The sequence below is a fragment of the Mesorhizobium sp. ES1-6 genome, assembly GCF_020164775.1.
Lineage (GTDB): Bacteria > Pseudomonadota > Alphaproteobacteria > Rhizobiales > Rhizobiaceae > Mesorhizobium.
The window spans coordinates 453,229-478,752 of sequence record NZ_JAIUGU010000002.1; the positions used below are offsets into that span (position 1 = coordinate 453,229).

The window sequence follows — 25,524 nt, forward strand, 5'->3', positions numbered from 1 at the left end:
TCCTTGGGTTCGCTGAAGAGAGCTGCTCAGAGCGAGCGTCCGATCAGCAATTTCATGATCTCGTTGGTGCCGCCGTAGATGCGCTGGACGCGAGCGTCGCGGAACATGCGGGCGATCGGATATTCATTCATGTAGCCATAGCCGCCATGCAATTGAAGGCATTCGTCGACGACTTTGCCCTGCAGGTCGCTGAGCCAGTATTTGGCCATCGAGGCGGTGACCGGATCGAGGCCGCCATTGATGTGGCGGGTGACGCAGTCATTGTAGAAGACGCGGCCGATGGTGGCCTCGGTCTTCAACTCAGCCAGCTTGAACTGGGTGTTCTGGAAGTCGACGATCGCCTTGCCGAAGGCCTTGCGCTCCTTGACGTAATCGATGGTCAGCGCCAGCGCGCGCTCGATCATGGCGATGGCGCCTGTGCCGATCTGCAGCCGCTCCTGCGGCAATTGCTGCATGAGCTGGACGAAGCCCTGTCCTTCTTCATGGCCGAGCAGATTGGAGGTCGGCACGCGCACGTCGTTGAAGAACAGTTCCGACGTGTCGTTGGCCTTCAGCCCGATCTTGTCGAGGTTGCGGCCGCGCTCAAAACCTTCGACCTCATCGGTCTCGACGATCATCAGCGAGGTGCCCTTGGCGCCCTTTTCCGGATCGGTCTTGGTGACGACGATGATGAAGTTCGCCAGCTGGCCGTTGGTGATGAAGGTCTTGGAGCCGTTGATCTTGTACTGGTTGCCGTCCTTCTCGGCGCGGGTCTTGACGCCTTGCAGGTCGGAGCCGGCGCCAGGTTCGGTCATGGCGATAGCGCCGATCAGCTCGCCGGTGGCGAGCCTGGGCAGCCATTTCTTCTTCTGCTCCTCCGAGCCGTAATGGAGGATGTAAGGGGCGACGATCGAATTGTGCAAGCCGATGCCGAAGCCGTCGACGCCGACATGGCCGATCGCCTCGATGATGGCGCTCTCATGCGCGAAGGTGCCGCCCGAGCCGCCATATTCCTCCGGCATGGAAGCGCAGAGCAGGCCGGCCGCACCCGCCTTCAGCCAGCTCTCGCGGTCGACCATCTCGTTCTTCTCGAACTCGTCGTAGCGCGGCGCGATCTCCTCCGCCATGAAGCGGGTCGCCATGTCGTAGAGCATGCCGACCTCGTCGGCCGCCCAGGCGGGCTTCGGCAAGGAGAGCACTTCAGCTGGATTTGTCGCCACGATTTCCTCCGCGTATCGACAGGCAGAAAGGCTAGCAGGACCGAGCTTAGAACGCTTCCGCCGGCAGGGCCATCAGCGTATCGGCGCCGCTCGAAATACGGGCCAGATGTGCCGACGTCTCCGGCATGATCCGTTCCATGAAGAAGCGCGCCGTCACGACCTTGTTGTCGTAGAATGACTGGGAGCCGTTGGCGCCGGTCTTGCCCTGCGCCGCCTTGGCCATCTGCGCCCACATGTAACCCAGCGCCACGAGGCCGAAGAGGTGCATGTAGTCGGTCGAGGCGGCACCGGCATTGTCGGGCTTGGCCGTGCCGTTCTGCAGGAGCCACATGGTCGCCGCCTGCAGATCGTTGAGACCCTTTTTCAGACCCTTGGTGAAGGGCGCCATCTTCTCGTCGGCGCGGTTTTCCTCGCAGAACTCGCCGACTTCCTTGAAGAAGGCCTGGATGGCGCGGCCGCCATGCAAGCCGAGCTTGCGGCCGACGAGGTCGAGCGCCTGGATGCCGTTGGCGCCTTCATAGATCATGGCGATGCGGGCATCGCGCACGAACTGGCTCATGCCGTGCTCTTCGATATAGCCGTGGCCGCCGAACACCTGCTGCGCCATGACGGCGTGATCGAAACCCTTGTCGGTCAGCACGCCCTTGACCACCGGCGTCATCAAGCCGGTGTAATCGTCGGCCGCCTGGCGGTCCTTGTCGTCGGCGGAGCGGTGCGCGATGTCGGACTTGATCGCCGTCCACAGCGCCAGCGCACGGCCGGCCTCGTTGAAGGCCTTCATGGTCATCAGCGAGCGGCGGATGTCGGGATGGACGATGATCGGATCGGCCTTCTTGTCAGGCGCCTTCGGGCCTGACAGCGAGCGGCCCTGCAAACGGTCCTTGGCGTAGGCGACGGCATTCTGGTAGGCGATCTCCGACAGCGAAAGGCCCTGCAGGCCGACACCGAGGCGGGCCTCGTTCATCATCGTGAACATCGCCTTGAGGCCGCCGTTGGCCTCGCCGAGCAGCGTTCCCTCGGCCTCGTCATAGTTCATGACGCAGGTCGAATTGCCGTGGATGCCCATCTTCTCCTCGATCGAACCGCAGGAGACGGTGTTCCTTGTCCCCGGATTGCCCGACGCGTCGAGCTTGAGCTTCGGCACGATGAACAGCGAGATGCCCTTGACGCCTTCCGGCGCGCCCTCGATGCGGGCCAGCACCAGATGGACGATGTTGTCGGACATGTCGTGCTCGCCGGCCGAGATGAAGATCTTCTGGCCGGAAATCTTGTAGGTGCCATCGCCGTTCGGCACCGCCTTGGTGCGCAGCAGGCCGAGGTCGGTGCCGCAATGCGGCTCGGTCAGGTTCATTGTGCCGGTCCAGCTGCCCTCGACCATCCTGGGCAGCCATGTCGCCTTCTGCTCGTCGGTGCCGTGGGTGATGATGGCGGCGATCGCGCCCTGGGTCAGGCCGGGGTACATCATCAGCGACATGTTGGCCGAGACCATGTATTCGGCCACCGCCGTGTGCACGGCATAGGGCAGGCCCTGGCCGCCGAACTCGACGGGGGCCGCCAGACCCATCCAGCCGCCTTCGCGATACTGGTCGAACGCTTCCTTGAAGCCCTTGGGCGTGGTCACCGAGCCATCGTCGTGGCGCACGCAGCCTTCCATGTCGCCGACACGGTTGAGCGGATGCATGACGTTCTCGGCGAGCTTGGCGCCTTCGGCGAGAATTGCCTCCAGCACGTCAGGCGTGGCATCGGCGAATCCGGGAAGGTTCGAATAGCGCTGATAGCCCAGCACCTCGTTGAGCACGAACAGCGTGTCCTGGACCGGGGCCCTGTAGATCGGCATGCTTTTCCTCCACCATGCGGATGAGGCCCCGAAATCAAGCCGTGAGCGGCAAGCGGGCCAATGTTGAAGTCGCAATAACAAATATTGACGTTTGCGTAAACGTCAATATTTTCGATGCGATAAGATTTTCGCCGCCGCGAGCGCGGTGAGCCTAACGTTGCGGCTTTGCTCTAGCCAGCGCGAACAGCAGGCCACGACAGCGAAAAGCCGCGCGGCATGGCCACGCGGCTTTGATGGTAACGAGCCCGACAGTGTCGGCGTATGGCTTAGCTGGCGACGCTCGCCTGCGGCGCCGAACGCTCGGTCAACATCTGGCGCACGGCCGACATCGAGCCGCTGAGCTCATTGATGGCATCGTCGATCAGTGCGCGCTGCTTCTGCAGCCGGGCGAGTTGCTTCTCCGACTTGTCGAGCGCCAGCCGCAGCTGCTTGGTGTTGGAACCGGTCGGATCGTAGAGGTCCATCATCTGCTTGACGTCGCGCAGCGAGAACCCGACCTTGCGGCCGAGCAGGATCAGCTTCAGCCTGGCCTTGTCGCGGCGCGTGTAGAGACGGGTCGAACCGTCGCGCTGCGGGTTCAGCAGGCCCTTGTCTTCGTAGAAACGCAGCGTACGCAGCGTCACGCCGTACTTTTTGGCCATTTCGCCGATGCGTGAGAGATCCTCGCCGATTTCGACGGATGCATTATTGGTATTGGCCGCGGTCTCGCCGGCCGAGATAAGCTTCATGGTCACTGGCTTTCCCCGTCTGGTGGCTTCGCGGTCCCGGACCATGCGTCGCCTGACTGGAAGCGGGGGCGTGCTTCCGGCCGTGGTTTCGACAAACAAATCGCAAAACAGCACACTCGATGCGCCTTTTACGTTTACGTCAATTCTATACCGATAGCCGCCTCATGACGCAAGGGCGTTCTGAGAACGGTGCTTTATGCCGCACCGGAGGCGGGGACAGCCAACTTCCTTGCAACTTCTTAAGCTTGGTTAACGCGTTGTTTACCACGTTGGGCGAAATGTGCGCGTGTCGGCTACCCGTGGTTATCCTGTATCGAATTTTCACGGTTTTTCGGAGCGCGGGTGAAACCCCGGGAAGCTTGTCTTCCACCGTGGCATGGAAGCGCGGTCGCCTCGTTCCGGCAGGGACTTGGGGAGCCGGTCGCAAGCCGGCCAATCTGAAAGACGGACGCACCGATGAACAGCAAGCGGTCCTATCTCGATACACTCAACGCCGGCAGGCAGCGCAAGCCGCAGACCACGCTCGAGCAGCTGAACCGCTCGCTGGAGACGCTGGAACAGCGCCTGGGGCAGACGCGCGAGGACACGACGGCACGCCCGGCTCCTCGCCAATATGGCGCCGAACCGCGTCACCCCGCAGCCGACCCGCGTTATCCCGCAACCGAACCGCGTTATCCCGCCGCGCAGCCGAACGCCCAGCAGCGCTGGTATGAGGATCCGCAGCCGGCACCGCGTGCGCCGAACCCGGCGCCCTCCCCTGCCTTCGATCAGAATTATCAGGCGATCGCGCGTGACATCGACCGCGTGCGCGGCCAGGAAGACAGCGTCGCCATGGTCGGCAAGATCGCCGGCGAACTGCGTGGCATGCGCGAGGAACTGCGCCATCAGGTGACATCGGGACTGCAGCGCGAATTCGATGCGCTGCGCAAGGACATCGACCGCGCCTTCCAGTCGAACGCCAAGTCCGGCGCCACAGGCAAGGGCAGCGCGGAACTCGGCGTGGAATTCGAACGGCTCTCCGGCGCCATCAAATCGCTGTCGGAGAAGAGCGACGACAGGAGCGTCAACCTGCTGCGGCTGGAACTCGAGCAGGTCAAGGCCGCGCTCGACACGCTGGCGCGCGAGGAGAGCGTGCAGAAGGTCGATCGCCGCTGGGATGATTTCGATCGCCGCTGGACGGCTTTCGAGGACCGCGTCGACGCCGACCAGCGCAAGCGCTCCGACGATCCCGCGCTCGCCGCCCTGACCGACCGGCTGGAGCAGATCAGCAACGCCGTCAACAATCTGCCGGAATCGCTGTCGCTGCGTTCGCTGGAGGAAAAGGTTCGCACGCTGGCGGGCGCGGTCGACCATTTCGCCAGCCAGCAGGACAATCGCGGCGGTGATACGCTGGCCATGATCGACGAGCGGTTGGACGAGATTTCCCGCGCCATCGTCGCCTCGACCGTCGCCGCACAGGCGAACTCAATCGACCACGAAGCCTTCGAGCGCATCGAGAAGCGGATCGACTCGCTCGCCCAGCAGATCGAGGAAGTGGCGCAGGACCGTCCCGGCAATGTCGTGATCGACCGGCTGAACACGCTGTCGAGCCGAGTCGATGACCTCGCCGGCCGCGCCAACCTGCCCGAACAGGCGATGGAACGGCTTGCCAAGCAGATCGCGCTGATCGCCGACAAGATCGATCAGTCGCCGGCCATGCCCGACGCCGACTACATCTTCCACGGGCTGGAGCAGCGCTTCGACGTGCTGTCCGGCATGATGGAGCGCCGCCAGGGCGATGCCATCGAACAGGGCAACATGCTGTTTCGCGATCTCGAGCGCAGGCTGGACGAGGTTGCCGACCGGCTGGACCAGCGCAGCATGCCGCAGATCGACAGCGCCGGCATCATGGACGCCATCGATGCCCGCTTCACCGCACTGGCCAAGCGCATGGAAACGCGCGCTCCCGATCCGGCCGGCGAGGCGGCTATCCGCGGGCTGGAAAGCCGGCTCGAGGATATTTCAAGCCGTCTGGACGCTTCGGCGGCCCAGGTCGCCGGCATCGATCCGGCGCTGATCCGTAGCCTGGAGGCGCAGGTCGCCGGCCTGTCGGCGCATCTTTCCAAGCCAAGCATGCCGCTGCCGGACTTCGAGGACATCAGCCCGCGCCTCAACGAAATCGAAAAAGCACTGGCCGGCACCCGCGATTCCATCCTCGGCGCGGCACGCGAGGCGGCCGAGAACGCGGTGCGCTCGCTGGCCGGAACGAGCACCAATACGGCCGCGGTGTCTGGCCTCGCCCAGGACCTGAAGACGCTGGAGACATTGACGCGGCGTTCCGACGAACGCAATTCACGTACTTTCGAGGCCATTCACGATACACTGCTCAAGATCGTCGACAGGCTGGGTTCGCTGGAAACCAGCGAACCGTCCGAAGCGGTAAGCGAACTGCTGGATGCGGTTCCGGCCGAACCGAGCGGCTGGCGTGGCGTGCGGCGGCCCAAGATGGCCGTGAACGCACCCTCGATGACCATGGACGAGCCGCTGCCGCTGACCGGCGACATGGCCGATCTGGACGCGCGTGCCGCGGCCATATTGCGCGCCGAGCCTGCCTCATCAGGCGAACCGGCAATGCACGTGGAGACGGGCTTTTCCGCCCGGCCGGGCGCGCGTTCGCCCGCGGAAGCCGCCGCCGCCGCCGCGATGGCCGCACTCGGTTCCGACACGAGCGCCGAGAAAGACCAGCCGGCGGGGCGCAAATCGATGTTCGGCGGGCTGGCACGTGCCTTCAAGGGCAAGAAGACGGTGGATGTTCCGCCGCTTGCCGGCTCGGCGCCGAGCGCCGATATTCCCAGTGTCGATCTCGATGAGCCGCTCGACCCCAAAATCGCCAACCGCCCGCTGGAGCCCGGCTCCGGCGCGCCCGACCTCAATGCCATCATGAAGCGCGTGCGCGACGAGCGCGGACAACCGGCAAAGCCCGGCGACAGCGACGCGGCGAAATCGGATTTCATCGCCGCTGCCCGGCGCGCGGCGCAGGCGGCGGCGGCCGAGGCCGACGCCCTGAAGCGCCAGTCGACGATGAAGGGCCCGGTCAAGGCGCTCAGGATAGGCGATCTGCTCAAGGCGCGGCGCAAGCCGATCCTGATGGCGGCGGCCGCGATCATGCTGGCGCTTGCCGGCCTGCAGCTCGGCAAGGCGTTTCTCTCGGATCCCGCCCAGGTGGCAAGCAACGACGCGCTGCCGATCGTCGCCTCGCAGCCGGTGCAGACGGCATCTCTCGACACCGCCAGCCAGCCGAAGACCGAAATCCAGCCGACCGCCACGGACAGCGCGCCGGCCCGCGGCGTCAGGCAGGCCGAACAATCCGCGCCGGCGGCCAAGGACGACATGGCGGCGCAGCCCGTCATGGCCATGCCGTCGGATACGGACGCGATGCCCGGCACGGCGCCCACGGCAGAGCCCACTCCGGCACCAGTCGTGTCGGCCATGGCTTCCGGCCCGAGCACGACCGCTCCCGATGCGATGGCTTCGGCCGCGCCGGCGCCGATTGCTCCGATGACCGCTGCTCCTACCTTAACGGATCCGACCCCAGCCACCATCGCCGGCGTCACGCAGGCGACGGATGCCGATGCCCAACCGGCCCCTGCCGCGCCAGTGGCGACCGAGGCCACGGCCAATGACACGACCGGCGCCGTTGCGCCCGTGGACAAGCCGGCGGCGACCGCGGCGGCCAAGTTCGACATCCCGGCCGATGCCGGCCCGGCCGCCCTGCGCGATGCCGCTGCCGCTGGTGACGCCAAGGCACTGTTCGAAGTGGGCTCGCGCTATGCGGAGTCGCGCGGCGTCAAGGAAGACATGGCGACGGCTGCCAAATGGTACGAGAAATCGGCGGAACTCGGCTTCGCTCCGGCCGAATACCGCATCGGCAATTTCTACGAGAAGGGCATCGGCGTCGCGCGCGACGTCAAGAAGTCGAAGACCTGGTACCAGCTCGCCGCCGCGCAGGGCAACGCCAGCGCCATGCACAATTTGGCGGTGCTGTTCGCCATGGCTGCTGACGGCGTGACCGACAATGACTCGGCCGCGCACTGGTTCCAGGAGGCCGCCGACCTCGGCGTCAAGGACAGCCAGTTCAATCTCGGCATCCTCGCCGCCAAGGGCGTCGGCATGAAGCAGAACCTGGAAGAGTCCTATAAGTGGTTCGCGCTCGTCGCCAAGACCGGCGACAAGGATGCCGCGGCCAAGCGCGACGAGATCGCCAATGCGCTGCGGCCCGAGCAGCTCGAGCGGGCGCGCGCCGCGACAGAATTGTGGAAGGCCAAGCCGCTCAACGCGGCGGCCAATTCGGTGGACATTCCCGAATCCTGGCAGGAAGGCACGCCGCAGACGACCGCCGGCATCGACATGAAGAAGGCGGTCAAGAACATCCAGCTCATCCTCAACAAGAACGGCTATGACGCCGGCGGCGCCGACGGCGTCATGGGCGAGAAAACCAAGAACGCGATCATCGCTTTCCAGACCGACAACAAGCTGCCGGCGACCGGCGCGGTCGACGAGAAACTGGTCAAGGCATTGCTGGCGCGCAAATAACGGCAGAAGCGTCGTTTCCACGACGCCCTTGCCATACATTTGCCTGTTAACTGATTGAGTTGTTTTTTGTTTCGGCGCGGTGGCGGGGTTTGACCGCGCTGCCGCGTCGGCGCAAGGAAAAATTGGCTTTTCGATGCGATACTGTCCGCAACGGCTTTATTCGCCGACAGGCAAACTGATCGAGACTGACGGGTGGGCATCTATCTCCCGATCGCGGAAATTTCCGTCAACGTCTTCGTGCTGCTGGCCATGGGCGCCGCGGTGGGTTTCCTGTCGGGCATGTTCGGGGTGGGCGGCGGCTTTCTCATCACCCCGCTCTTGATCTTCTATAACATCCCGCCAGCCATCGCGGTCGCCACCGGCGCCAACCAGGTCATCGCCTCGTCCGTGTCCGGCGTGCTGTCGCACATGAAGCGAGGCACGCTCGACTTCAAGCTCGGCAGCGTCCTTCTGGCCGGCGGCGTCGTCGGCTCCACGGGCGGCATCTACGTGTTCGGCTTGCTGCGCAGGCTCGGCCAGCTCGACCTGTTCATCTCGCTGCTCTATGTCGTGCTGCTCGGCACCGTCGGCGGGCTGATGCTGGTCGAAAGCATCAACGCGCTGCGCGCCACGCGCAGCGGCGCGGCGCCGGTGCTGAAGAAATCGGGCCAGCACAACTGGATCCACCGCCTGCCGCTGAAGATGCGCTTCCGGGCGTCGAAACTGTTCGTCAGCGTCATCCCGGTGCTCGGCCTTGGCGCCGGCATCGGCTTCCTGTCGTCGATCATGGGTGTCGGCGGCGGATTCATCATGGTGCCGGCGCTGATCTATCTCTTGAAAGTGCCGACCAATGTCGTCATCGGCACCTCGCTGTTCCAGATCATCTTCACCAGCGCCTACACGACGCTGGTTCACGCCACCACCAACCAGACCGTCGATGTGATGCTGGCCTTCCTTTTGATGGCCGGCGGCGTGGCCGGGGCACAGTATGGCGCCAAGGCCGGCCAACGGCTGCGCGGCGAGCAGTTGAGGGCCTTGCTGGCGCTGCTGGTTCTGGCGGTGGCGATCCGGCTCGCCATCGATCTGTTCGTCACGCCGCCCAACCTTTATTCGTTGTCCGCCGTGGGCCTCAATTGATGAAAGGCCTGAAAGCGCTCGCGGCCGTCGCCCTCCTGTCCCTGACCGCCGCCGCGCCGGCGAAGGCGCAGACGCCGCTGACGGAAGGCATCCAGATCGGCCTTTCCACCGATGCGGTGTCGATCACCGCCGGGTTTTCCGGCGCCGATCTGACCATTTTCGGATCCCTGGAAAATCCCGACCCACTGGTGGCACGCCAGGGCCGCTACGACGTCATCGTCGTGCTCGAAGGGCCGCCAAAACCGGTGGTGGTGCGCCGCAAGGACCGGGTGCTGGGTGTCTGGGTCAATCTGGACTCGGAAACCTTCGAGAACGTGCCGGTGTCCTATTCGGTGGCGACCACACGGCCCCTGCAGGACATCACCGAACCCAACAGCTACAAGCAATTGTCGCTCGGCGCCTCCAACCTCTACATGCAGCCAGCCGATGCTGGCGACAGCCCGGCGACGATCGAGGAATTCACGGCGGCACTGCGCGAGCGCAAGGCCGCCGCCGGGCTCTACAGCGAGAATGTCGGCGGCGTGCAATTCCTGTCGCAGAACCTGTTTCGCGCCACGGTCAGGCTGGCGCCGAATGTGCCGGTCGGCACCCACAAGGCCCGCGCCTTCCTGTTCAAGAGCGGCCTGTTCATCAAGGAGAGTTCGGCGCAGCTCGAAATCCGCAAATCGGGCTTCGAACAATCGATCTTCCGCGTCGCCCACGACTATTCGTTCCTCTACGGTGTCTTCGCCATATCGCTGGCGATGATAACCGGCTGGCTCGGCCGGCTGGTGTTCCGCAAAGATTGATGCTCCGGGAAAAGAGGGGTTCCCCTTTTTCCCACCATGCGATAAACCGCCGCCTCCCAGCCCAAGGGCAAACACGCACACCATTCGCCAGGGCGGTCCGGCCATCCGAATGACAGCGCGATGCGTCGCTGCTGTCTTGCCGCCACGAAAACAAGGACAGGAGGCTGCAATGCACCAGGCATTCGGCGGCATCGACTTCGGCACGTCCAATTCCACGGTGGGCGTGATCCGGAACGGCAAGGCGCGGCTGGTCCCACTGGAGGGCGAACAGCCCACTTTGCCAAGTGCCGTGTTCTTCAACTTCGAGGACGGCCATACTTATTTCGGCCGGCGTGCGATCGGCGATTATACCGACAGCATCGAGGGCCGATTGATGCGCTCGCTTAAGAGCGTGCTCGGCAGCTCGCTCGCCCACGAGAAGACGCGTATCAAGGCGCGCCAGATCGGCTTCATCGACATTATCGGCCTGTTCATCGGCCATCTCAAGACGCGGCTGGAAGAGGACGCCGGCGGCCCCGTGGAAAACGTCGTGCTCGGCCGCCCGGTGCAGTTCGTCGATGACGACGCGCAAGCCGACGCGCAGGCGCAAGGCGAGCTCGAGAAGGCCGCCCGCGCCCAGGGTTTCAAGCACATCGCTTTCCAGTTCGAGCCGATCGCGGCGGCGCTGGACTACGAACAGAAGGTGACGCGGGAGGAACTGGCGCTGATCATCGACATGGGCGGCGGCACGTCCGATTTCTCGATCGTGCGGGTCTCGCCGGAGCGTTCGCGATCGACCGACCGCAAGGACGACATACTGGCCAGCCGCGGCATCCATATCGGCGGCACCGATTTCGACCGGCTGCTGAGCATCGCCCATGTCATGCCGCAGCTCGGCTACCTCTCGCCGACCAAGGACGGCAAGCGCAATCTGCCGGCCAGCTACTTCATCGATCTCGCCACATGGCAGCGCATCAACCTGGTCTACACCGCCAAGGCGATGACGCATCTGCGCCAGATCCGGTACGAGGCCGCGCGCGCCGATCTGGTCGACCGCTTCATCCATATCGTCGAGCACCGCTACGGGCACGCGCTGGCGGCGTTGGTCGAAAAAGCCAAGATCGAGCTGACCGCCAGGTCATCGGCGGAGGTGGCGGTGAAGCTGCCTGACGCGGCGTTCGCCGCCGGGATCACGCGCGACGGGCTGGAGACCACGATCGCCCGGGATATCGAGCGGGTCACCGAAACGGTGGGCCAGACCATCCGCGACGCTCAAGTGAAGCCGTCCGACATCACCGCGGTGTTCCTGACCGGCGGCTCGACGGCGATCCCGCTGGCAAGGCGGGAAATCCTGTCTCTGGTGCCGCGGGCTTCCGTCATCGAAGGCGACATGTTTGGCTCGGTCGGGCTTGGACTGGCCTTGGATGCGCAGCGGAAGTTCGGCTGACTCTACCCTGGCGCAGGCCCGTCCGTCTCCGCGGCTAGATGCGCCTTGAGCGCCATCTGGGCCAGGCTTGCCTGACGGTCGCGATGGGTGATCATGGCGAAGTCGCGCTTCGGCAATTCGATCGGCACGACCCTCAGGCTCCCCTCGGCGACCGCGCGCCCGACGACCAGCTCTGAAATGATGGTCGCCCCGGCGCCCGCCTCGACGGCCTGGCGAACCGCCTCGTTGCTGGGCAGCACCAGGAATATCTGCAGGTCGGCAAGTGAAATCCCCTCGCGGCGCGCCAGATCCTCCAGAACCTCGCGCGTGCCCGAACCACCCTCGCGGATGATCCAGCGCAGGCCGGTGATATCGGGGCGGCCCGGCGCGATTTCGGCGATCTTGGGATGAGAAGAGGCGACGACCAGCATCAACCGGTCGGTATCGACCTTGGCGCGTCGCAATATGTCGGACTCGGTGCGCCCTTCGACGAGGCCGAGATCGGCGGTTCCATCGAGCACGCTGGCCTCGACCTGCCTCGTGTTGCCGATTGTGACGCTGAGCCGGACGGCGGGATAGGCCTCGTGGAAGGAGGCCAGCCGGCGCGGCAGCCAGTAGCTGGCGATGGTCAGGCTGGCGGCGATGGAGAGGCTGCCGGCGACCGTCTGCGAAACATGTTCCAGCACGTTGCGGGCGGCGGCGGCCCGCTCCAGCACGGCCTTGGCCTCGGGCAGGAACCGGTGGCCGGTCTGGGCCAGTTCGATATTGCGGCCCACCCGGTTGAACAGATGCACACCATGCTGCTCTTCCAGCGCGCGAATGGCCGCCGATGCCGCCGACTGGGAAATGCCCAGAAGCTCGGCCGCCTTGGTCATGTGGCCGCGCTCGGCGACGGCGACGAAAATGCGCAACTGGTCCAGGGTCATGCCTGCATTAAGAACCAATTCCGATCGAATTTACAAGAACAACTGATTAGACGGATCGATGGCTTTATTCTACTTTTTCGGCCGAAGTTAGAAAAAATTGGCCTGCAGGTCGCAGAGAACAAAATGATCGGGCGGTTCAGATCCCTGCTTGCGCATTGGACCCGCGGCATAAGACGGCGGTTGGCCGGCGATCGATATCACCCGGAAGAGCATTACATGCGCGGCCCCGGACCGAAGACGCGCGCCAAATCCGCCGGCCGTGCGAGCATCCCAGGATCATGATGCAAGGACCGCCGCGCGGCGCCAATTCAGCCCCCTCGCAACGCCCGCTTGCCGACACGCGGGCGCCCGATGAAGGCGACGGCGTCGACACCTCGCCCGCAGTATCGGACAGCATCGCCAAGACTACCTGCTACATGTGTGCCTGCCGCTGCGGCATCGACGTGCACATCAAGGACGGCAAGGTCCGCTACATCAACGGCAACAAGGACCACCCGGTCAATCGCGGCGTGATCTGCGGCAAGGGCAGCTCCGGCATCATGCAGCACTACAGCCCGGCCAGGCTGAAGAAGCCATTGCTGCGCACCGGTCCGCGCGGCACCGGAGAATTCCGCGAGATCGAGTGGGAGGAAGCCTTCGCGATCGCCACCGGGCGGCTGTCGCATATCCGCCGGACCGACCCCAAGAAGCTCGCCTTCTTTACCGGCCGCGACCAGTCGCAATCCTTGACAGGCTGGTGGGCAAGCCAGTTCGGCACGCCGAACTTCGCCGCCCATGGCGGCTTCTGTTCCGTCAACATGGCGGCCGGGGGCCTTTACACGATCGGCGGCTCGTTCTGGGAGTTTGGCGAGCCCGATTGGGACAACACGAAATACTTCATGCTGTTCGGCGTCGCCGAGGACCATGATTCCAACCCGATCAAGATCGGGCTGGGCAAACTCAAGGCGCGCGGCGCCAAGGTGGTGTCGATCAATCCGTGCCGGACCGGCTACAATGCGATCGCCGACGACTGGATCGGCATCCGGCCCGGTACGGATGGCCTGTTCGTGTTCGCGCTCATCCACGAACTCTTGAAGGCCGGCCGCGTCGATCTCGATTATCTGCTTCGCTACACCAACGCGCATGTCCTGGTTGTCCAGGAGCCAGGCGCGGCCGATGATGGGCTTTTTCTGCGCGACGGCGACGGCAATCCGCTGGCATGGGACCGCGTGGCGAAGACCACCGTCAACGCAGCCGATCCGGATGCGAAGCCCGCACTGACCGGCAGCTTCACGGTCGGCGGGCGCAGCTGCGTTCCTGTCTTCCAGCTCATTGCGGACCGCTATCTCGACGAGAGCCATGCACCCGACGCGGTCGCCGAGCGTTGCGGCATTGCCGCCGATACGATCCGCCGGATCGCCGCCGAACTTGCCCATGTCGCCTTCGAACAGACGATCGAACTGCCGGTGGCATGGACCGACTGGGCTGGGCGTCGGCACGGGACGATCAAGGGCCGACCGGTTTCGATGCATGCCATGCGCGGCATCTCCGCCCATTCCAACGGCTTCCATACCTGCCGCGCCATCCACCTGCTGCAGGTGCTCCTCGGAACCGTGGACGTGCCTGGCGGCTTCCGCTTCAAGCCGCCCTACCCCAGATCCGCCCCGCCGGGCCCGAAACCCTGCGGCAAGGACGTGAGGCCGATGACGCCGCTCGACGGCATGCCGCTCGGTTTCGTTTGTGGACCCGACGATCTGCTGGTCGACGAAGCCGGCACGCCGCTGCGCATCGACAAGGCCTATTCCTGGGATTCGCCACTTGCGGCGCATGGTCTGATGCACACCGTCATTCGCAACGCCTGGGCCGGCGACCCGTACCCTATCGACACGCTGATGATGTACATGTCGAACATGGCCTGGAATTCCTCGATGAATACGATCGAGACCATGGCCATGCTTACCGACCATGATGAAGCGGGCAATTACAGGATCCCCTTCATCATCTATTCCGACGCCTATTATTCCGAGACCGTGCCGTTCGCGGACCTCGTCCTGCCCGACACCACCTATCTCGAGCGTCATGACTGCATCAGCCTGCTCGACCGGCCGATCAGCCATGCCGACGGGCCGGGCGACGCCATTCGCCATCCGGTGGTCGAGCCCGACCGCGACGTCAGGCCGTTCCAGTCGGTGCTGATCGAACTCGGCGCGCGGCTTGGCTTGCCCGGCTTCGTCGAGGACGACGGCTCGGCGAAGTACCGCGACTACGCCGACTACATCGTCAATCATGAACGCACGCCTGGCATCGGCCCGCTCGCCGGCTGGCGCGGCAAGGATGAAACCTCGATCGGCAAGGGCGACGTCAACCCCAACCAGTTGCAGCGCTACATCGACAATGGCGGCTTCTGGCACCACGACTTCACTGACGACCAGCGCTACTACAAGATGGCCAACCGTTCCTATCTCGACTTCGCCGTGCAACTGGGCTTCATCCCCAAGGCCGAGCCGATTGTTTTCCAGCTCTATTCCGAACCCATGCAGCGCTTTCGCCTTGCCGCGCGCGGCCATGGCCCGGTAGTGCCGCCCGTTAGCGAACGCGAGCGCGTCGAGACCTACATGGATCCGCTGCCGTTCTGGTATGTGCCGTTCGAGGAAGCTGCCGTGGACCTCGAAAAATACCCGCTGCACGCGCTGACGCAGCGGCCAATGCACATGTACCATTCCTGGGGTTCGCAAAATGCGTGGTTGCGGCAGATCACCAGCCAGAACCGGCTGTTCGTGCATCACCGGACCGCGGCCAACCTTGGCCTTGCCGATGACGACTGGGTGTGGATCGAGAGCATCAACGGCAAGGTGAAGGGGCAGATCAAGCTGGTCGACGGGGTGAACGAGAACACGGTCTGGACCTGGAACGCTATCGGCAAAAGGCGCGGCAGCTGGGGGCTGAAGGACGATGCCGCCGAGAGCAATCGCGGCTTCCTGCTCAACCACATCATCGGCGACCAGACTACCGCCGATGCCGGCGGCAAACGTTATTCGAACTCCGATCCGGTCACGGGACAGGCGGCGTGGTTCGATCTGCGCGTGCGCGTCGTCAAATGCGCTGATGACGAAGCCGGCTTCACCGAGCCGCAATTCGAACGGTTTCACCAGCCGCCGCGTTTCGAACCCTCACCCGACAAGCTGACTTTCGGCGTCGAATTTCGTCGGGCAAGAGAGGCCGTGGAATGACCTGCCTTCCCTCTCATACGGACAAAAAGCTCGGCCTTGTCATCGATCTCGACACCTGCGTCGGCTGCCAGGCCTGCGTCACCGCCTGCAAGGAGTGGAACACCGGCGGCCACATGGCGCCGCTGACCGACATCGACCCTTATGGCGGCCATGTCGACGGGGTCTGGTTCAACCGCGTGCACAGTTACGAGCACATCACCGAGATGGGTGGACGCACGGTGAATTTTCCGCGCTCCTGCCTGCATTGCGAGACGCCGGCCTGCGTCACCGTCTGCCCGACGGGCGCCTCCTACAAACGCGCCTCCGACGGTATCGTGCTGATCGACGAGGACAAGTGCATCGGCTGCAAATTGTGCAGCTGGGCCTGCCCTTACGGCGCGCGCGAGTTCGACACGGATGTCGGCGTGATGAAGAAATGCACGCTCTGCGTCGACCGCATCTATAACGACAATCTGGCCGAAGGCGACCGCGTGCCGGCCTGCGTCGCCGCCTGCCCGACCAGCGCCCGGCATTTCGGCGATCTCGGCGATCCCGCATCGGCTGTGTCGCAACTGGTGGCGGAGCGCGGCGGTGTCGATTTGATGCCGGAGATGGGCTACAAGCCGACAAACAAATACCTGCCGCCGCGCGCCCACACGCAACGCGCCGCATCCGTGCCCGCCAAAGCGCTGGAGTCGGTGCGGGCCGAGGGCGGCTTCCTCGGTTGGGTCGACCGCATGCTTTCGAGCTGACCATCCATGCATCCAGCTTTTTCGGTCGTCTTCTTCACCACCGCCACGGGTGCCGGCTATGGGTTGCTCGCGCTGCTCGGCGTGCTCGGCCCGCTCGGTTTCGTCGCGCCCGATCTCTGGCTGGGCTTTGTCGGCATGGGGCTGGCGCTCGGCCTGATCGCGGCCGGCCTGCTGTCCTCGACCGGCCATCTCGGCAGGCCTGAACGTGCCTGGCGGGCGTTCTCGCAATGGCGCAGTTCGTGGCTGTCGCGCGAAGGCGTCGCGTCGGTCGCCACCTTCATCCCCGCAGGGCTGTTCGGCATGGGCTGGATCTTGCTTGGCCGCCTCGATGGCTGGGTGGCGGCCGCGGGCGCTCTGGCCGGCCTCGGTGCTATCGTCACGGTCTGCATGACGGGCATGATCTATGCCTCGCTGAAGCCCATCGCCCAATGGCACAGCCCCTACACCTTGCCCGGCTATCTCATCTTCTCGGCGATGAGCGGCTGCGTGCTTGTGAATGCCCTGCTGCAAGGCTTTGCGCTCGGCTCGACTGTCCTGCTCGCCGCTTCGGTACTGATCACCTTGCTCGGCTGGGGCTGGAAGCTGGCGACCTGGCGCCACAATGACCAACTTGAAATCGCGACCAACGCGAACACCGCGACCGGACTCTCCGGCGGCACGGTGCGATCCCTGGAATGGCCGCATACCGAGGAAAACTACCTGCTCAAGGAAATGGGCTTTCGCATAGCGCGCAAGCATGCGGCGAAGCTGCGCCGGATCGCGCAGGCGCTGGCGTTCGGCTTGCCGATCCTGTTGCTGATTGCCGCCTTCGCCTTGCCGTGGCCGTTTGCGGCGGTGCTGTCGGCACTCGCCGCGATCGTCCAGTTCGCCGGCATGCTGGTCGAACGCTGGCTGTTCTTCGCCGAGGCGAAGCACACGGTCATGCTGTACTACGGGCGGTAGAACTCAACCTGGCCGCAGCATCGAGCGTGAGATTGCGAAGATGCGGTCAGTGCCCAGCATGTAGGCCATCAGCGTTTCCAGCCGGAACAAGCCGGCATAGGCGCGATCGAGCACGTTGAGCGAGCCGGTATAGGCACCGAAGGCCGGCATGATCATGCGGCCGCCATCGCCGGCAAAGCAGCGCCTGCGCACCGAACGGCCTTGTTGCACGATGCGTGCGCAAGGGTGGAGGTGGCCGGATATTTCGCCCTCCACGCGCACCTTCGATGGCTCGTGCCGGAACAGCAGCGAGCCTATGGCGAGTTCCCGAACCGTCTCGCCGGGCAGGTCCGCCGGCGCTTCAGGATCGTGATTGCCGGCGACCCAGAACCAGTCACGGCCCGCTATCAGCGCTTCCAGCCGCTCGCGGAAACTTTGATGCATGCGCTGGGCGCCGCTGCCGTCGTGGAAACTGTCACCCAGGCTGATGACGATCGACGGCTGGTAGTCCGCGATGACAGCCTGCAGCCTGAGCAGGGTCGCCCCGGTATCGTAGGGTGGGATCAGCGTGCCGCGCCTTGCCAGCGACGAACCCTTCTCCAGATGCAGATCGGAAACCACCAGCAGCTTGAACTCGGGAAAATAGAGCACGCCACGTGGGTCGCAGACCGCGCGCTCGCCCGCGATGCCGACAAGGTCGGCCTCGGCGATCAGCGATGCGCGCGCCAGCGAAAAATTCATTCGTCGACCATCCCAGGCCCCATGGCCTCTTCGACCAGCGTCGCCGCATCCATCAGCAGCGTTTCATCGGCCTCGCCGTTCACCGGCATCTTGCCGATCTCGAGCATGATCGGCACGGCCAGCGGCGATATCTGTTCGAGCGCCTTATGCATGATTCGACCCTGGATGCGCGAGAGCATGTCGGCAAGTCTGCTGACATCGAGCAGGCCGGTCGCCGCGTCGGCACGCGTCGCCTGAAGCAGGATGTGGTTCGGCTCATGGCTGCGCAGCACATCGTAGATCAGGTCGGTCGACACCGTGACCTGGCGGCCGCTCTTCTCCTGGCCGGGGTGGCGTTTTTCGATCAGGCCCGAGATCAGCGCGCAATTGCGGAAAGTGCGCTTGAGAAGCCAGCTATCGGCCAGCCAGGCTTCGAGATCGTCGCCCAGCATGTCCTGGTCGAAGAGCGCGCCGAGTGAAGGTTTCCTGGCTTTGAACATCGCCCCCATGTCGCCGAGCGACCATATGGCCAAGGCATAGTCGGTGGCGACAAAGCCGAGCGGCCGGGCGCCCGCCCTGTCGAGGCGACGGGTGAGCAGCATGCCGAGCGTCTGGTGCGCCAGCCTGCCCTCGAAGGGATAGGCGACCAGATAATGGCGGTTGCCGCGCGGAAAGGTCTCGATCAGCAAATCGTCGCGCTTGGGGAGCATCGATTTGTCCTGCTGGAACCGCAACCAATCGGCCACCTGCTCCGGCAGCTTCTTCCAGCGCCGCGGATCGTCCAGCATGATGCGGACCTGCTCGGCCAGATAGGTCGAGAGCGGAAACTTGCCGCCGCCATAATAGGGCACCTTGGCGTCGCTGCCGGGTGCGTTCGAGACGAAGCATTCATTCTCGCGGATGCCTTCGAAACGCAGCACTTTGCTCGCAAACATGAAGGTATCGCCATGCGTCAAGGTCTCGAGGAACGCCTCCTCGATCTTGCCGAGCACGCGGCCGCCGTGCGACGCCGCGCCTCTGCTGCCGGCCTTGACGTAGCGCACGTTGAGCGCCGGTACCTCGATGATGGTGCCGACATTCAGCCTGTATTGCTGGGCGACGCGCGGATTGGATACGCGCCACAGCCCATCCTTGTTCAAGCGGATGCGGGCATAGCGCTCGTAATTCTTCAGCGCGTAGCCGCCGGTGGCGACGAAATCGATGACACGGCCGAAGGTCGGACGATCGAGTCCGGCATAGGGCGCCGCCGTTCGCACCTCTTCATACAGGTCATCGGCGCGGAACGGTGCGCCACAGGCGCAGCCGAGCACATGCTGCGCCAGCACGTCGAGCCCGCCATTGACCAGCGGCGGCGTATCCTGCGCGCCGAGATAATTGGCGTCGAGGGCTGCCCGGCATTCCAGCACCTCGAAACGGTTGGCCGGGATCAGGATCGCCTTCGACGGCTCGTCCATGCGGTGGTTGGCACGGCCGATACGCTGCGCCAGCCGGCTGGCTCCCTTTGGCGCGCCGACATGCACGACCAGGTCGACATCGCCCCAGTCGATGCCGAGATCGAGCGTCGAGGTGGCGACGATGGCGCGCAATGCGTTGTCGCCCATTGCCTTTTCGACGCGCCGGCGTTGGGCGACGTCGAGCGAGCCATGATGCAGCGCGATCGGCAAGGTGTCCTCGTTGACCCGCCACAACTCCTGGAACAGCAGCTCCGCCTGGCTGCGCGTGTTGACGAACAGCAAGGTCGTCTTGTGGCGCTTGATCTCGCGGTAGATTTCCGGCGTGGCGTAGCGCGCCGAGTGCCCGGCCCAGGGCACGCGCTCCTCCGAATCGAGGATGGAGATTTCGGGCTTCGCGCCACCCGTCACGGTGATCAATTCCGCCATGTCACCGGGCGGGTTCTGGCTGACCAGCCAGCGCCGCAATTCGTCCGGCTCGGCCACCGTCGCCGACAGGCCGATCGTCTGCAGGCCAGGGACGAAGCTGCGTAGCCGCGCCAGCCCTAGCGCCAGCAGATGGCCGCGCTTCGACGTCACCAGCGAATGCAACTCGTCGAGCACGACATAGCGCAGATCCTGGAAGAAGCGCCTCGCATCGCCCGCTGCGATCAGCAGCGCCAGTTGCTCCGGTGTGGTGAGCAGGATGTCGGGTGGTGCAAGCTTCTGGCGCTGGCGCTTGTGTGAGGGCGTGTCGCCGGTGCGCGTCTCGATGGTGATCGGCAGTCCGATCTCCTCGACCGGCTTGCCCAGATTGCGCTCGATATCGACGGCTAGCGCCTTCAGCGGCGAGATGTACAGCGTGTGGATGCCGCGCCGCGCCTGGCCTGGTTTTCGCCTCGGCCTGACGGCCAGTTCGGTCAGCGACGGCAGGAAGCCGGCCAGCGTCTTGCCGGCGCCGGTCGGCGCGATCAACAGCACCGATTGCCCGGCCTGGGCCTTCGCCAACAGTTCGATCTGATGCGCGCGCGGCGACCAGCCCTTCTCGCCGAACCATTTTACGAATGGCTCGGGCAAGGCGACGGCGGCATTCTGGTCGGCGAGGCGCGGCAGCTCGGTCACCCGCCAGAGGTAGCGCGGCGACGCGCAATCGCCAAGCAGAATCGGAACAAAAGGGGATCGAAAAGCCTTACGGCCGCCGGAACCCTGTCGGGCCGCCATAGAGATAACCGATGCGGGCGACCGCTTCCTTCAGCTCTTCGCGCGAGACCAGCATGGTGTGGCCGTTGGCATGGATCATGGTTTCCGCGTCGGTCATGATGGCGACGTGACCTTTCCAGAACACGAGGTCACCACGTTGCAACCCCGAAAAATCAGGGCCCGGTGCGAGCGGCTCGCCGACGGAAGCGGCCTGCATGTCGGAATCGCGCAGCACCTGCAGGCCGGCCATGCGCATGGCCAGTTGCACCAGGCCGGAGCAATCGATGCCGAAGCCGGAAACGCCACCCCACAGATAGGGCGTGCCGAGAAACATCTCGGCGACGGAGACATAGTCGCCGGCCACTTCGCCGACAGGCCGCAGATGGCCAGCGATGATGGCCTCGCCGGAAGGCAGGACGGCATAGTGCGTGCCGCGCGTTTCGGCGGCACCCGTCACCGTTACGGTCGATCCCATCGACAGTTGCCCGGCGATCGGAAAGCGCAGATCGGGACCGGGATAGAGGAACGTGCGCGGCACCGAGACGATATGGGTTGGCGCATGGTCGCGCGTGCCCAACATGGCTTCGGCGACGTAGCCGACATAGCCGTCGCGCTCGGCCTGGATCCAGGCCCAGCCTTCTCTATCCTCGAAAACCAGGACGTCGTCGCCGAACAAGGCTTGCGTGTTGACGCCAGAATCCGTCTTCGGCGCCTTGCGGATATCGGACACCGGGACCGAAATGCGCGCCGGCCGACCAGCGACGAAGCGGTCGGCGGCGACCTCTCCTTTCAACCTGGCATCGGCGAGATCGGAGCGGAAGGCATGAAGACGTGCGTCGTGGACGGTCAAAATCGGCAACCCTGTTGAATGGGCACTACAGTCAGATCGGCAGTTCGTGGGCCTTGGCGATGATACCATCGCCGAAGCGCTCGACAAAGAGCGCGCCTTCGACGGTGCGCTTGATCAGAACATTGCGCTTGTCGAGCTCGTCGCGATGGCGCGACACCAGTTTCAGCGCCCCCATCGTGTCGAGCGCGCGCGTGATGACCGGCTTGGTGACGTTGAGGCGAGCGGCAAGCCCGCGCACGGTGTGTGGTGGCGGATCGAGATAGATTGTAAACAGGATCGCCGTCTGGCGCATGGTCAGGTCGGGCGCGTCGTCGCGCACCTGCGACAGCATCACTTGCTGCCACAGTCGCAAGGCCTGGCTCGGGCGCATGGCAATCGACATCGCGCCAGCATGAGGGCAAATTGTTTCGGTTCCGTTTCAGTTTAGGCGATTTGCCGGCTCCATTGGCAGGTCTCAGCCGAAACGTCTCGAAATCACCTGCTCCAAAGCCCTGATACCCTGGGCTTCGCCACCGGCGGGGCCATGCGGACGATCGGCTGGATTCCAGGCGAAGATGTCGAAATGCGCCCAGCCCGCCGTCTTTTCGACAAAGCGCTTGAGGAAGAGCGCCGCCGTGATCGACCCGGCGAAACCATCTGATGTGACATTGTTGATGTCGGCGATCTTCGACGTCAGTTTCGCCTCGTAAGGGCGCCACAGCGGCATGCGCCACAGCGGATCCTCTACCGCCAGCGCTGCTGCCGCGAGATCCGAGGCCAGCGCCTCATCCCCGGTGTAGAAGGGCGGCAGGTCGGGGCCGAGCGCGATGCGGGCGGCTCCGGTCAGCGTCGCCATGTCGATCAGAAGCCGCGGTTCCTCTTCGTCCGCAAGCGCCAACGCATCGCCCAGAACCAGCCGTCCTTCAGCGTCCGTGTTGCCGATCTCGACCGAGATACCCTTGCGGCTCGCCAGCACGTCGCCGGGGCGGAAGGCGTTGCCGGCGATCGAATTCTCGACTGCGGGGATCAGCACGCGCAGCCTTACATTCAGCCCGGCAGCCATGATCATGGATGCGAGACCCAGCACATTGGCCGCGCCGCCCATGTCCTTCTTCATCAACAGCATGCCCGATGACGGCTTGATATCGAGGCCGCCCGTGTCGAAGCAGACACCCTTGCCGACCAGCGTCACCTTCGGCGCGCCCTGCTGCCCCCATGTCAGGTCGATCAGACGCGGCGCATCGGACGAGGCGCGGCCGACGGCGTGGATCATCGGGAAATTCTGTTCGAGGAGATCGTCGCCCTTGATCACCGATACCTCGGCCTTGTGCGCCTCGGCCAGGGTCCGCACGGCTCGTTCCAGATCGTCCGGCCCCATGTCGCTGGTCGGCGTGTTGACCAGGTCGCGCGTCAGGAAGACGCCATCGGCGACGCGGCGAACGCGCCGCGCATCGACGCCGGCCGGCAATTCGAAGCGCAGCGCCTTGCCCGGCTTCTTGCCGTAGCGGGTAAAGACATAGCCGCCGAGCGCCAGCGCGATCGCCGCCAGTTCCGGCTCGGCGGGCGGCGAGGCGAAGTGCCAGTCGCCTTCAGGCAGGGTCTTCGACAACACGCCGAGAGCAAGCGCGCCCTCTCCGTCGCCAATGCCAAACAGCGCGCCGGCAAGCGCGCCGTGTTCGCCGGGCACGGCCAGCGTCCTGCCTGATTCACCGGAAAATCCGTTGGCCCTGGCCCACGCAATGGTGGATGGCGCAAGGCCCGCTGCCTCCAGGCCGTCACGGCCCACGAAATAGACCGGCAACGCACCATCCGATTTCTTCTCGACGAGTTCGACAGGCATTCGATGTTCTCCGTGCCGAGCCCAAGCCCGAGTCGGCGTTTCTTAACTGTCCGTTAGGGTTAACAGAATATTTCTGCGGGAGGGAAGATGGCCACGCAAATGGCCACGCGCATGAATGGAGGCCGGTGCCAATGCCGATCAACCGCACGATCACTGTCAGGGGAAAGCGGCTCGTAACCACGGCTTTGGCGTTGGCGCTCGCGGCAGGCGTCACGGGCTGCGCGACCGACAAACTCACCACCGGCTCGATTGGCCGCACCAGCGGCAAGCCGCTGGAGACGATGTCGGCGGGAGAATTGCACAACGCCACCGCCGCTCTCGGCCAGTCCTACGCCAGAAACCCCACCGACAAGCGAATCGCGACCAACTTCGCGGCGGCGCTGCAGATGGACGGAGATGCCGACCAGTCGCTCGCCGTGATGCGCAAGCTGGCGATCGCCTATCCCAAGGACCGCGACGTACTGGCCTCTTATGGCAAGGCGCTGGCCGCCAACGGCCAGTTCGAGCCGGCGCTCGATGCGGTGCGCCGCGCACAGACGCCGGAATATCCCGACTGGAGGCTGGTGTCGGCGGAGGCGGCTATACTCGATCAGATCGGCCAGAAGGACGAGGCGCGCCAGCTCTACCGCAAGGCCCTCGAACTCAAGCCCAACGAGCCTTCGATCCTTTCCAATCTGGGCATGTCCTATGTGCTGGAAGGGGATCTGCGCACCGCCGAGACCTATATGCGCTCTGCCGCCCAGCAGCCGAGTGCCGACAGCCGGGTGCGTCAGAACCTGGCGCTCGTCGTCGGGTTGCAGGGCCGTTTCGACGAAGCCGAGAAGATCGCCTCGCAGGAACTTTCGCCCGAACAGGCACAGGCCAACGTCGCCTATCTCAGGCAGATGCTGGCCCAGCAGAACGCCTGGAGCCAGCTCAAGGATCAGGACAAGGCCAAACCGGCGAAAACAGCCACCAACTGATCGCCGCAGCGTACCGCGAATCGTAAAAAGCCGCGCTCGGTTGCAGCGCGGCTATTTGTTTCCGCGGACGGATTTCCATGTCGGTCTACTGGCTGGTCGACGCGCCCGAGCTGGAATGATCGCCAAAGATGCCGCGCTGGCTGACCTGGATGCCCGCCGGCCCCAGAATGATGGCGAACAGCACCGGCAGGAAAAACAGGATCATCGGCACGGTGAGCTTGGGCGGCAGGGCGGCAGCCTTTTTCTCGGCGGCGTTCATGCGCATGTCGCGGCTTTCCGCGGCAAGCACGCGCAACGCGTGCGCCACCGGCGTACCGTAGCGCTCGGCCTGGACGAGCGCCTGCGACACCGACTTGACCGATTCCAGCCCCGTGCGGCTGGCCAGGTTCTCGTAAGCCTGCTTGCGTTCCTGCAGATAGGAGAGCTCGGCATTGGTGAGGATGAATTCCTCCGCCAGGGCCACCGATTGCGCGCCGATCTCGTCGGCGACCTTGCGCAGCGCCGCTTCCACCGACATGCCGGATTCCACGCAGATCAGCAGCAGGTCGAGCGCATCCGGCCATGCCATCTGGATCGACTGCTTGCGCTTGGTCGCGCGGTTGTTGACGTAGAGGACCGGCGCGTAGAAGCCGCCATAGGCAACCAGGACGCAGACGAACAGCCGGATGACCAATGGCTTGTCGGGCAATCCCCCGAGCACGAAAATATAAACGAGACCGAGCGCGAAGCCGGCAAAAGGAAGCACCAGACGGAAGAACAGAAACCGCGTCAGCGGATTCTGCCCCCGAAAGCCGGCAACCTTGAGCTTTTGCAAGGTGGCCTCGTCGGCCAATGCACGCCGCAGGTCGAGCCGGTCGACAATATTGCGCATGCCGACCGACTGTTGCTCGCGCAGACCCTTGCGGCGGCGATCGGCCTCGGTCACAAGCCGGGCGCGCTGCTTGGCGCGAAGCTCGTCACGCTCCAGCGCGACCGATTTCATTCGCGACTTGAGCTGGTTTCCGCCAAGCACCGGCAGCAGCGTAAAGACGGTCGCGAACACGGCGATAGCAACCAGCAGCGCAATCAGGAAGCTGGGGTCCGTCAGTGATTTTATGACTTGTTCGGTCAT

The 25,524-nt window shown here is 64.6% G+C and carries 18 protein-coding genes; 8 read left to right on the forward strand and 10 right to left on the reverse strand.

From position 1 onward, the window contains the following. Nucleotides 1-26: 26 nt before the first annotated feature. The 3 genes from LB564_RS06870 to LB564_RS06880 all read right to left on the reverse strand — a co-directional run bounded on the left by LB564_RS06870 (nucleotide 27) and on the right by LB564_RS06880 (nucleotide 3,764). Entirely contained in the window at nucleotides 27-1,199 is a 1,173-nt protein-coding gene (locus LB564_RS06870) for an acyl-CoA dehydrogenase family protein (RefSeq protein ID WP_224536091.1), read from the reverse strand. Nucleotides 1,200-1,245: 46 nt separating this feature from the next. After that, nucleotides 1,246-3,036 (reverse strand): acyl-CoA dehydrogenase, encoded by a 1,791-nt coding sequence (locus LB564_RS06875; protein WP_224536093.1) that lies wholly within the window; start codon nucleotides 3,034-3,036, stop codon nucleotides 1,246-1,248. Between the two features lie 266 nt (nucleotides 3,037-3,302). Then, entirely contained in the window at nucleotides 3,303-3,764 is a 462-nt protein-coding gene (locus LB564_RS06880; RefSeq protein ID WP_140706589.1) for a MerR family transcriptional regulator, read from the reverse strand. A 456-nt stretch (nucleotides 3,765-4,220) separates the two neighbouring features. Between LB564_RS06880 and LB564_RS06885 the strand changes: the two genes are divergently transcribed. The 4 genes from LB564_RS06885 to LB564_RS06900 all read left to right on the forward strand — a co-directional run bounded on the left by LB564_RS06885 (nucleotide 4,221) and on the right by LB564_RS06900 (nucleotide 11,666). Further along, nucleotides 4,221-8,336, forward strand: a complete 4,116-nt coding sequence (locus LB564_RS06885; protein WP_224536095.1) for a peptidoglycan-binding protein — start codon at nucleotides 4,221-4,223, stop codon at nucleotides 8,334-8,336. A 192-nt stretch (nucleotides 8,337-8,528) separates the two neighbouring features. Continuing rightward, nucleotides 8,529-9,452, forward strand: a complete 924-nt coding sequence (locus LB564_RS06890; RefSeq protein ID WP_224536096.1) for a sulfite exporter TauE/SafE family protein — start codon at nucleotides 8,529-8,531, stop codon at nucleotides 9,450-9,452. Then, nucleotides 9,452-10,240, forward strand: coding sequence for a TIGR02186 family protein (locus tag LB564_RS06895; protein ID WP_224536098.1), 789 nt, complete (start codon nucleotides 9,452-9,454; stop codon nucleotides 10,238-10,240). The genes LB564_RS06890 and LB564_RS06895 overlap by 1 nt, the downstream gene beginning before the upstream one ends. A gap of 169 nt (nucleotides 10,241-10,409) precedes the next feature. Next, complete coding sequence (locus LB564_RS06900; RefSeq protein ID WP_224536100.1) at nucleotides 10,410-11,666, forward strand: Hsp70 family protein; 1,257 nt, start codon at nucleotides 10,410-10,412, stop codon at nucleotides 11,664-11,666. Nucleotides 11,667-11,668: 2 nt separating this feature from the next. Here the strand turns inward: LB564_RS06900 and LB564_RS06905 are convergent, their stop codons facing one another. Further along, nucleotides 11,669-12,571 (reverse strand): LysR family transcriptional regulator, encoded by a 903-nt coding sequence (locus LB564_RS06905; RefSeq protein WP_224536102.1) that lies wholly within the window; start codon nucleotides 12,569-12,571, stop codon nucleotides 11,669-11,671. Between the two features lie 278 nt (nucleotides 12,572-12,849). Here LB564_RS06905 and LB564_RS06910 point away from each other — a divergent pair, with 278 nt between their 5' ends. From LB564_RS06910 to LB564_RS06920, 3 genes are read left to right on the forward strand one after another with little or no spacing between them, the layout of a single operon-like run. Further along, on the forward strand, nucleotides 12,850-15,780 hold the full coding sequence (locus LB564_RS06910; RefSeq protein WP_224536104.1) for a molybdopterin oxidoreductase family protein: 2,931 nt from the start codon (nucleotides 12,850-12,852) through the stop codon (nucleotides 15,778-15,780). Further along, the gene (locus LB564_RS06915; RefSeq protein ID WP_224536106.1) at nucleotides 15,777-16,511 is read left to right on the forward strand and encodes a 4Fe-4S dicluster domain-containing protein; all 735 of its coding nucleotides are present in this window, start codon (nucleotides 15,777-15,779) and stop codon (nucleotides 16,509-16,511) included. Before LB564_RS06910 ends, LB564_RS06915 begins: the two co-directional genes overlap by 4 nt. Before the next feature lie 6 nt (nucleotides 16,512-16,517). Continuing rightward, nucleotides 16,518-17,453 (forward strand): dimethyl sulfoxide reductase anchor subunit family protein, encoded by a 936-nt coding sequence (locus LB564_RS06920; protein ID WP_224536109.1) that lies wholly within the window; start codon nucleotides 16,518-16,520, stop codon nucleotides 17,451-17,453. Nucleotides 17,454-17,456: 3 nt separating this feature from the next. Here the strand turns inward: LB564_RS06920 and pdeM are convergent, their stop codons facing one another. The 5 genes from pdeM to LB564_RS06945 all read right to left on the reverse strand — a co-directional run bounded on the left by pdeM (nucleotide 17,457) and on the right by LB564_RS06945 (nucleotide 23,451). Next, nucleotides 17,457-18,173, reverse strand: coding sequence for a ligase-associated DNA damage response endonuclease PdeM (pdeM, locus tag LB564_RS06925; protein WP_224536111.1), 717 nt, complete (start codon nucleotides 18,171-18,173; stop codon nucleotides 17,457-17,459). Further along, nucleotides 18,170-20,704 carry a ligase-associated DNA damage response DEXH box helicase gene (locus LB564_RS06930; protein WP_224536113.1) on the reverse strand — a complete coding sequence of 845 codons (2,535 nt, stop codon included), beginning with the start codon at nucleotides 20,702-20,704 and terminating at the stop codon, nucleotides 18,170-18,172. Before LB564_RS06930 ends, pdeM begins: the two co-directional genes overlap by 4 nt. A gap of 67 nt (nucleotides 20,705-20,771) precedes the next feature. After that, a complete protein-coding gene (locus tag LB564_RS06935) occupies nucleotides 20,772-21,632 on the reverse strand; it encodes an NlpC/P60 family protein (RefSeq protein ID WP_224536115.1) in 861 nt (286 codons plus the stop codon). A 31-nt stretch (nucleotides 21,633-21,663) separates the two neighbouring features. Next, nucleotides 21,664-22,014, reverse strand: a complete 351-nt coding sequence (locus LB564_RS06940; RefSeq protein ID WP_096453375.1) for a MarR family winged helix-turn-helix transcriptional regulator — start codon at nucleotides 22,012-22,014, stop codon at nucleotides 21,664-21,666. Between the two features lie 72 nt (nucleotides 22,015-22,086). Next, the gene (locus LB564_RS06945; protein WP_224536117.1) at nucleotides 22,087-23,451 is read right to left on the reverse strand and encodes a leucyl aminopeptidase family protein; all 1,365 of its coding nucleotides are present in this window, start codon (nucleotides 23,449-23,451) and stop codon (nucleotides 22,087-22,089) included. Nucleotides 23,452-23,582: 131 nt separating this feature from the next. Between LB564_RS06945 and LB564_RS06950 the strand changes: the two genes are divergently transcribed. Beyond that, the gene (locus tag LB564_RS06950) at nucleotides 23,583-24,413 is read left to right on the forward strand and encodes a tetratricopeptide repeat protein (RefSeq protein ID WP_224536119.1); all 831 of its coding nucleotides are present in this window, start codon (nucleotides 23,583-23,585) and stop codon (nucleotides 24,411-24,413) included. Between the two features lie 85 nt (nucleotides 24,414-24,498). On the opposite strand, the gene LB564_RS06955 is transcribed toward LB564_RS06950, so the two are convergent. After that, entirely contained in the window at nucleotides 24,499-25,524 is a 1,026-nt protein-coding gene (locus LB564_RS06955) for a type II secretion system F family protein (protein WP_224536121.1), read from the reverse strand.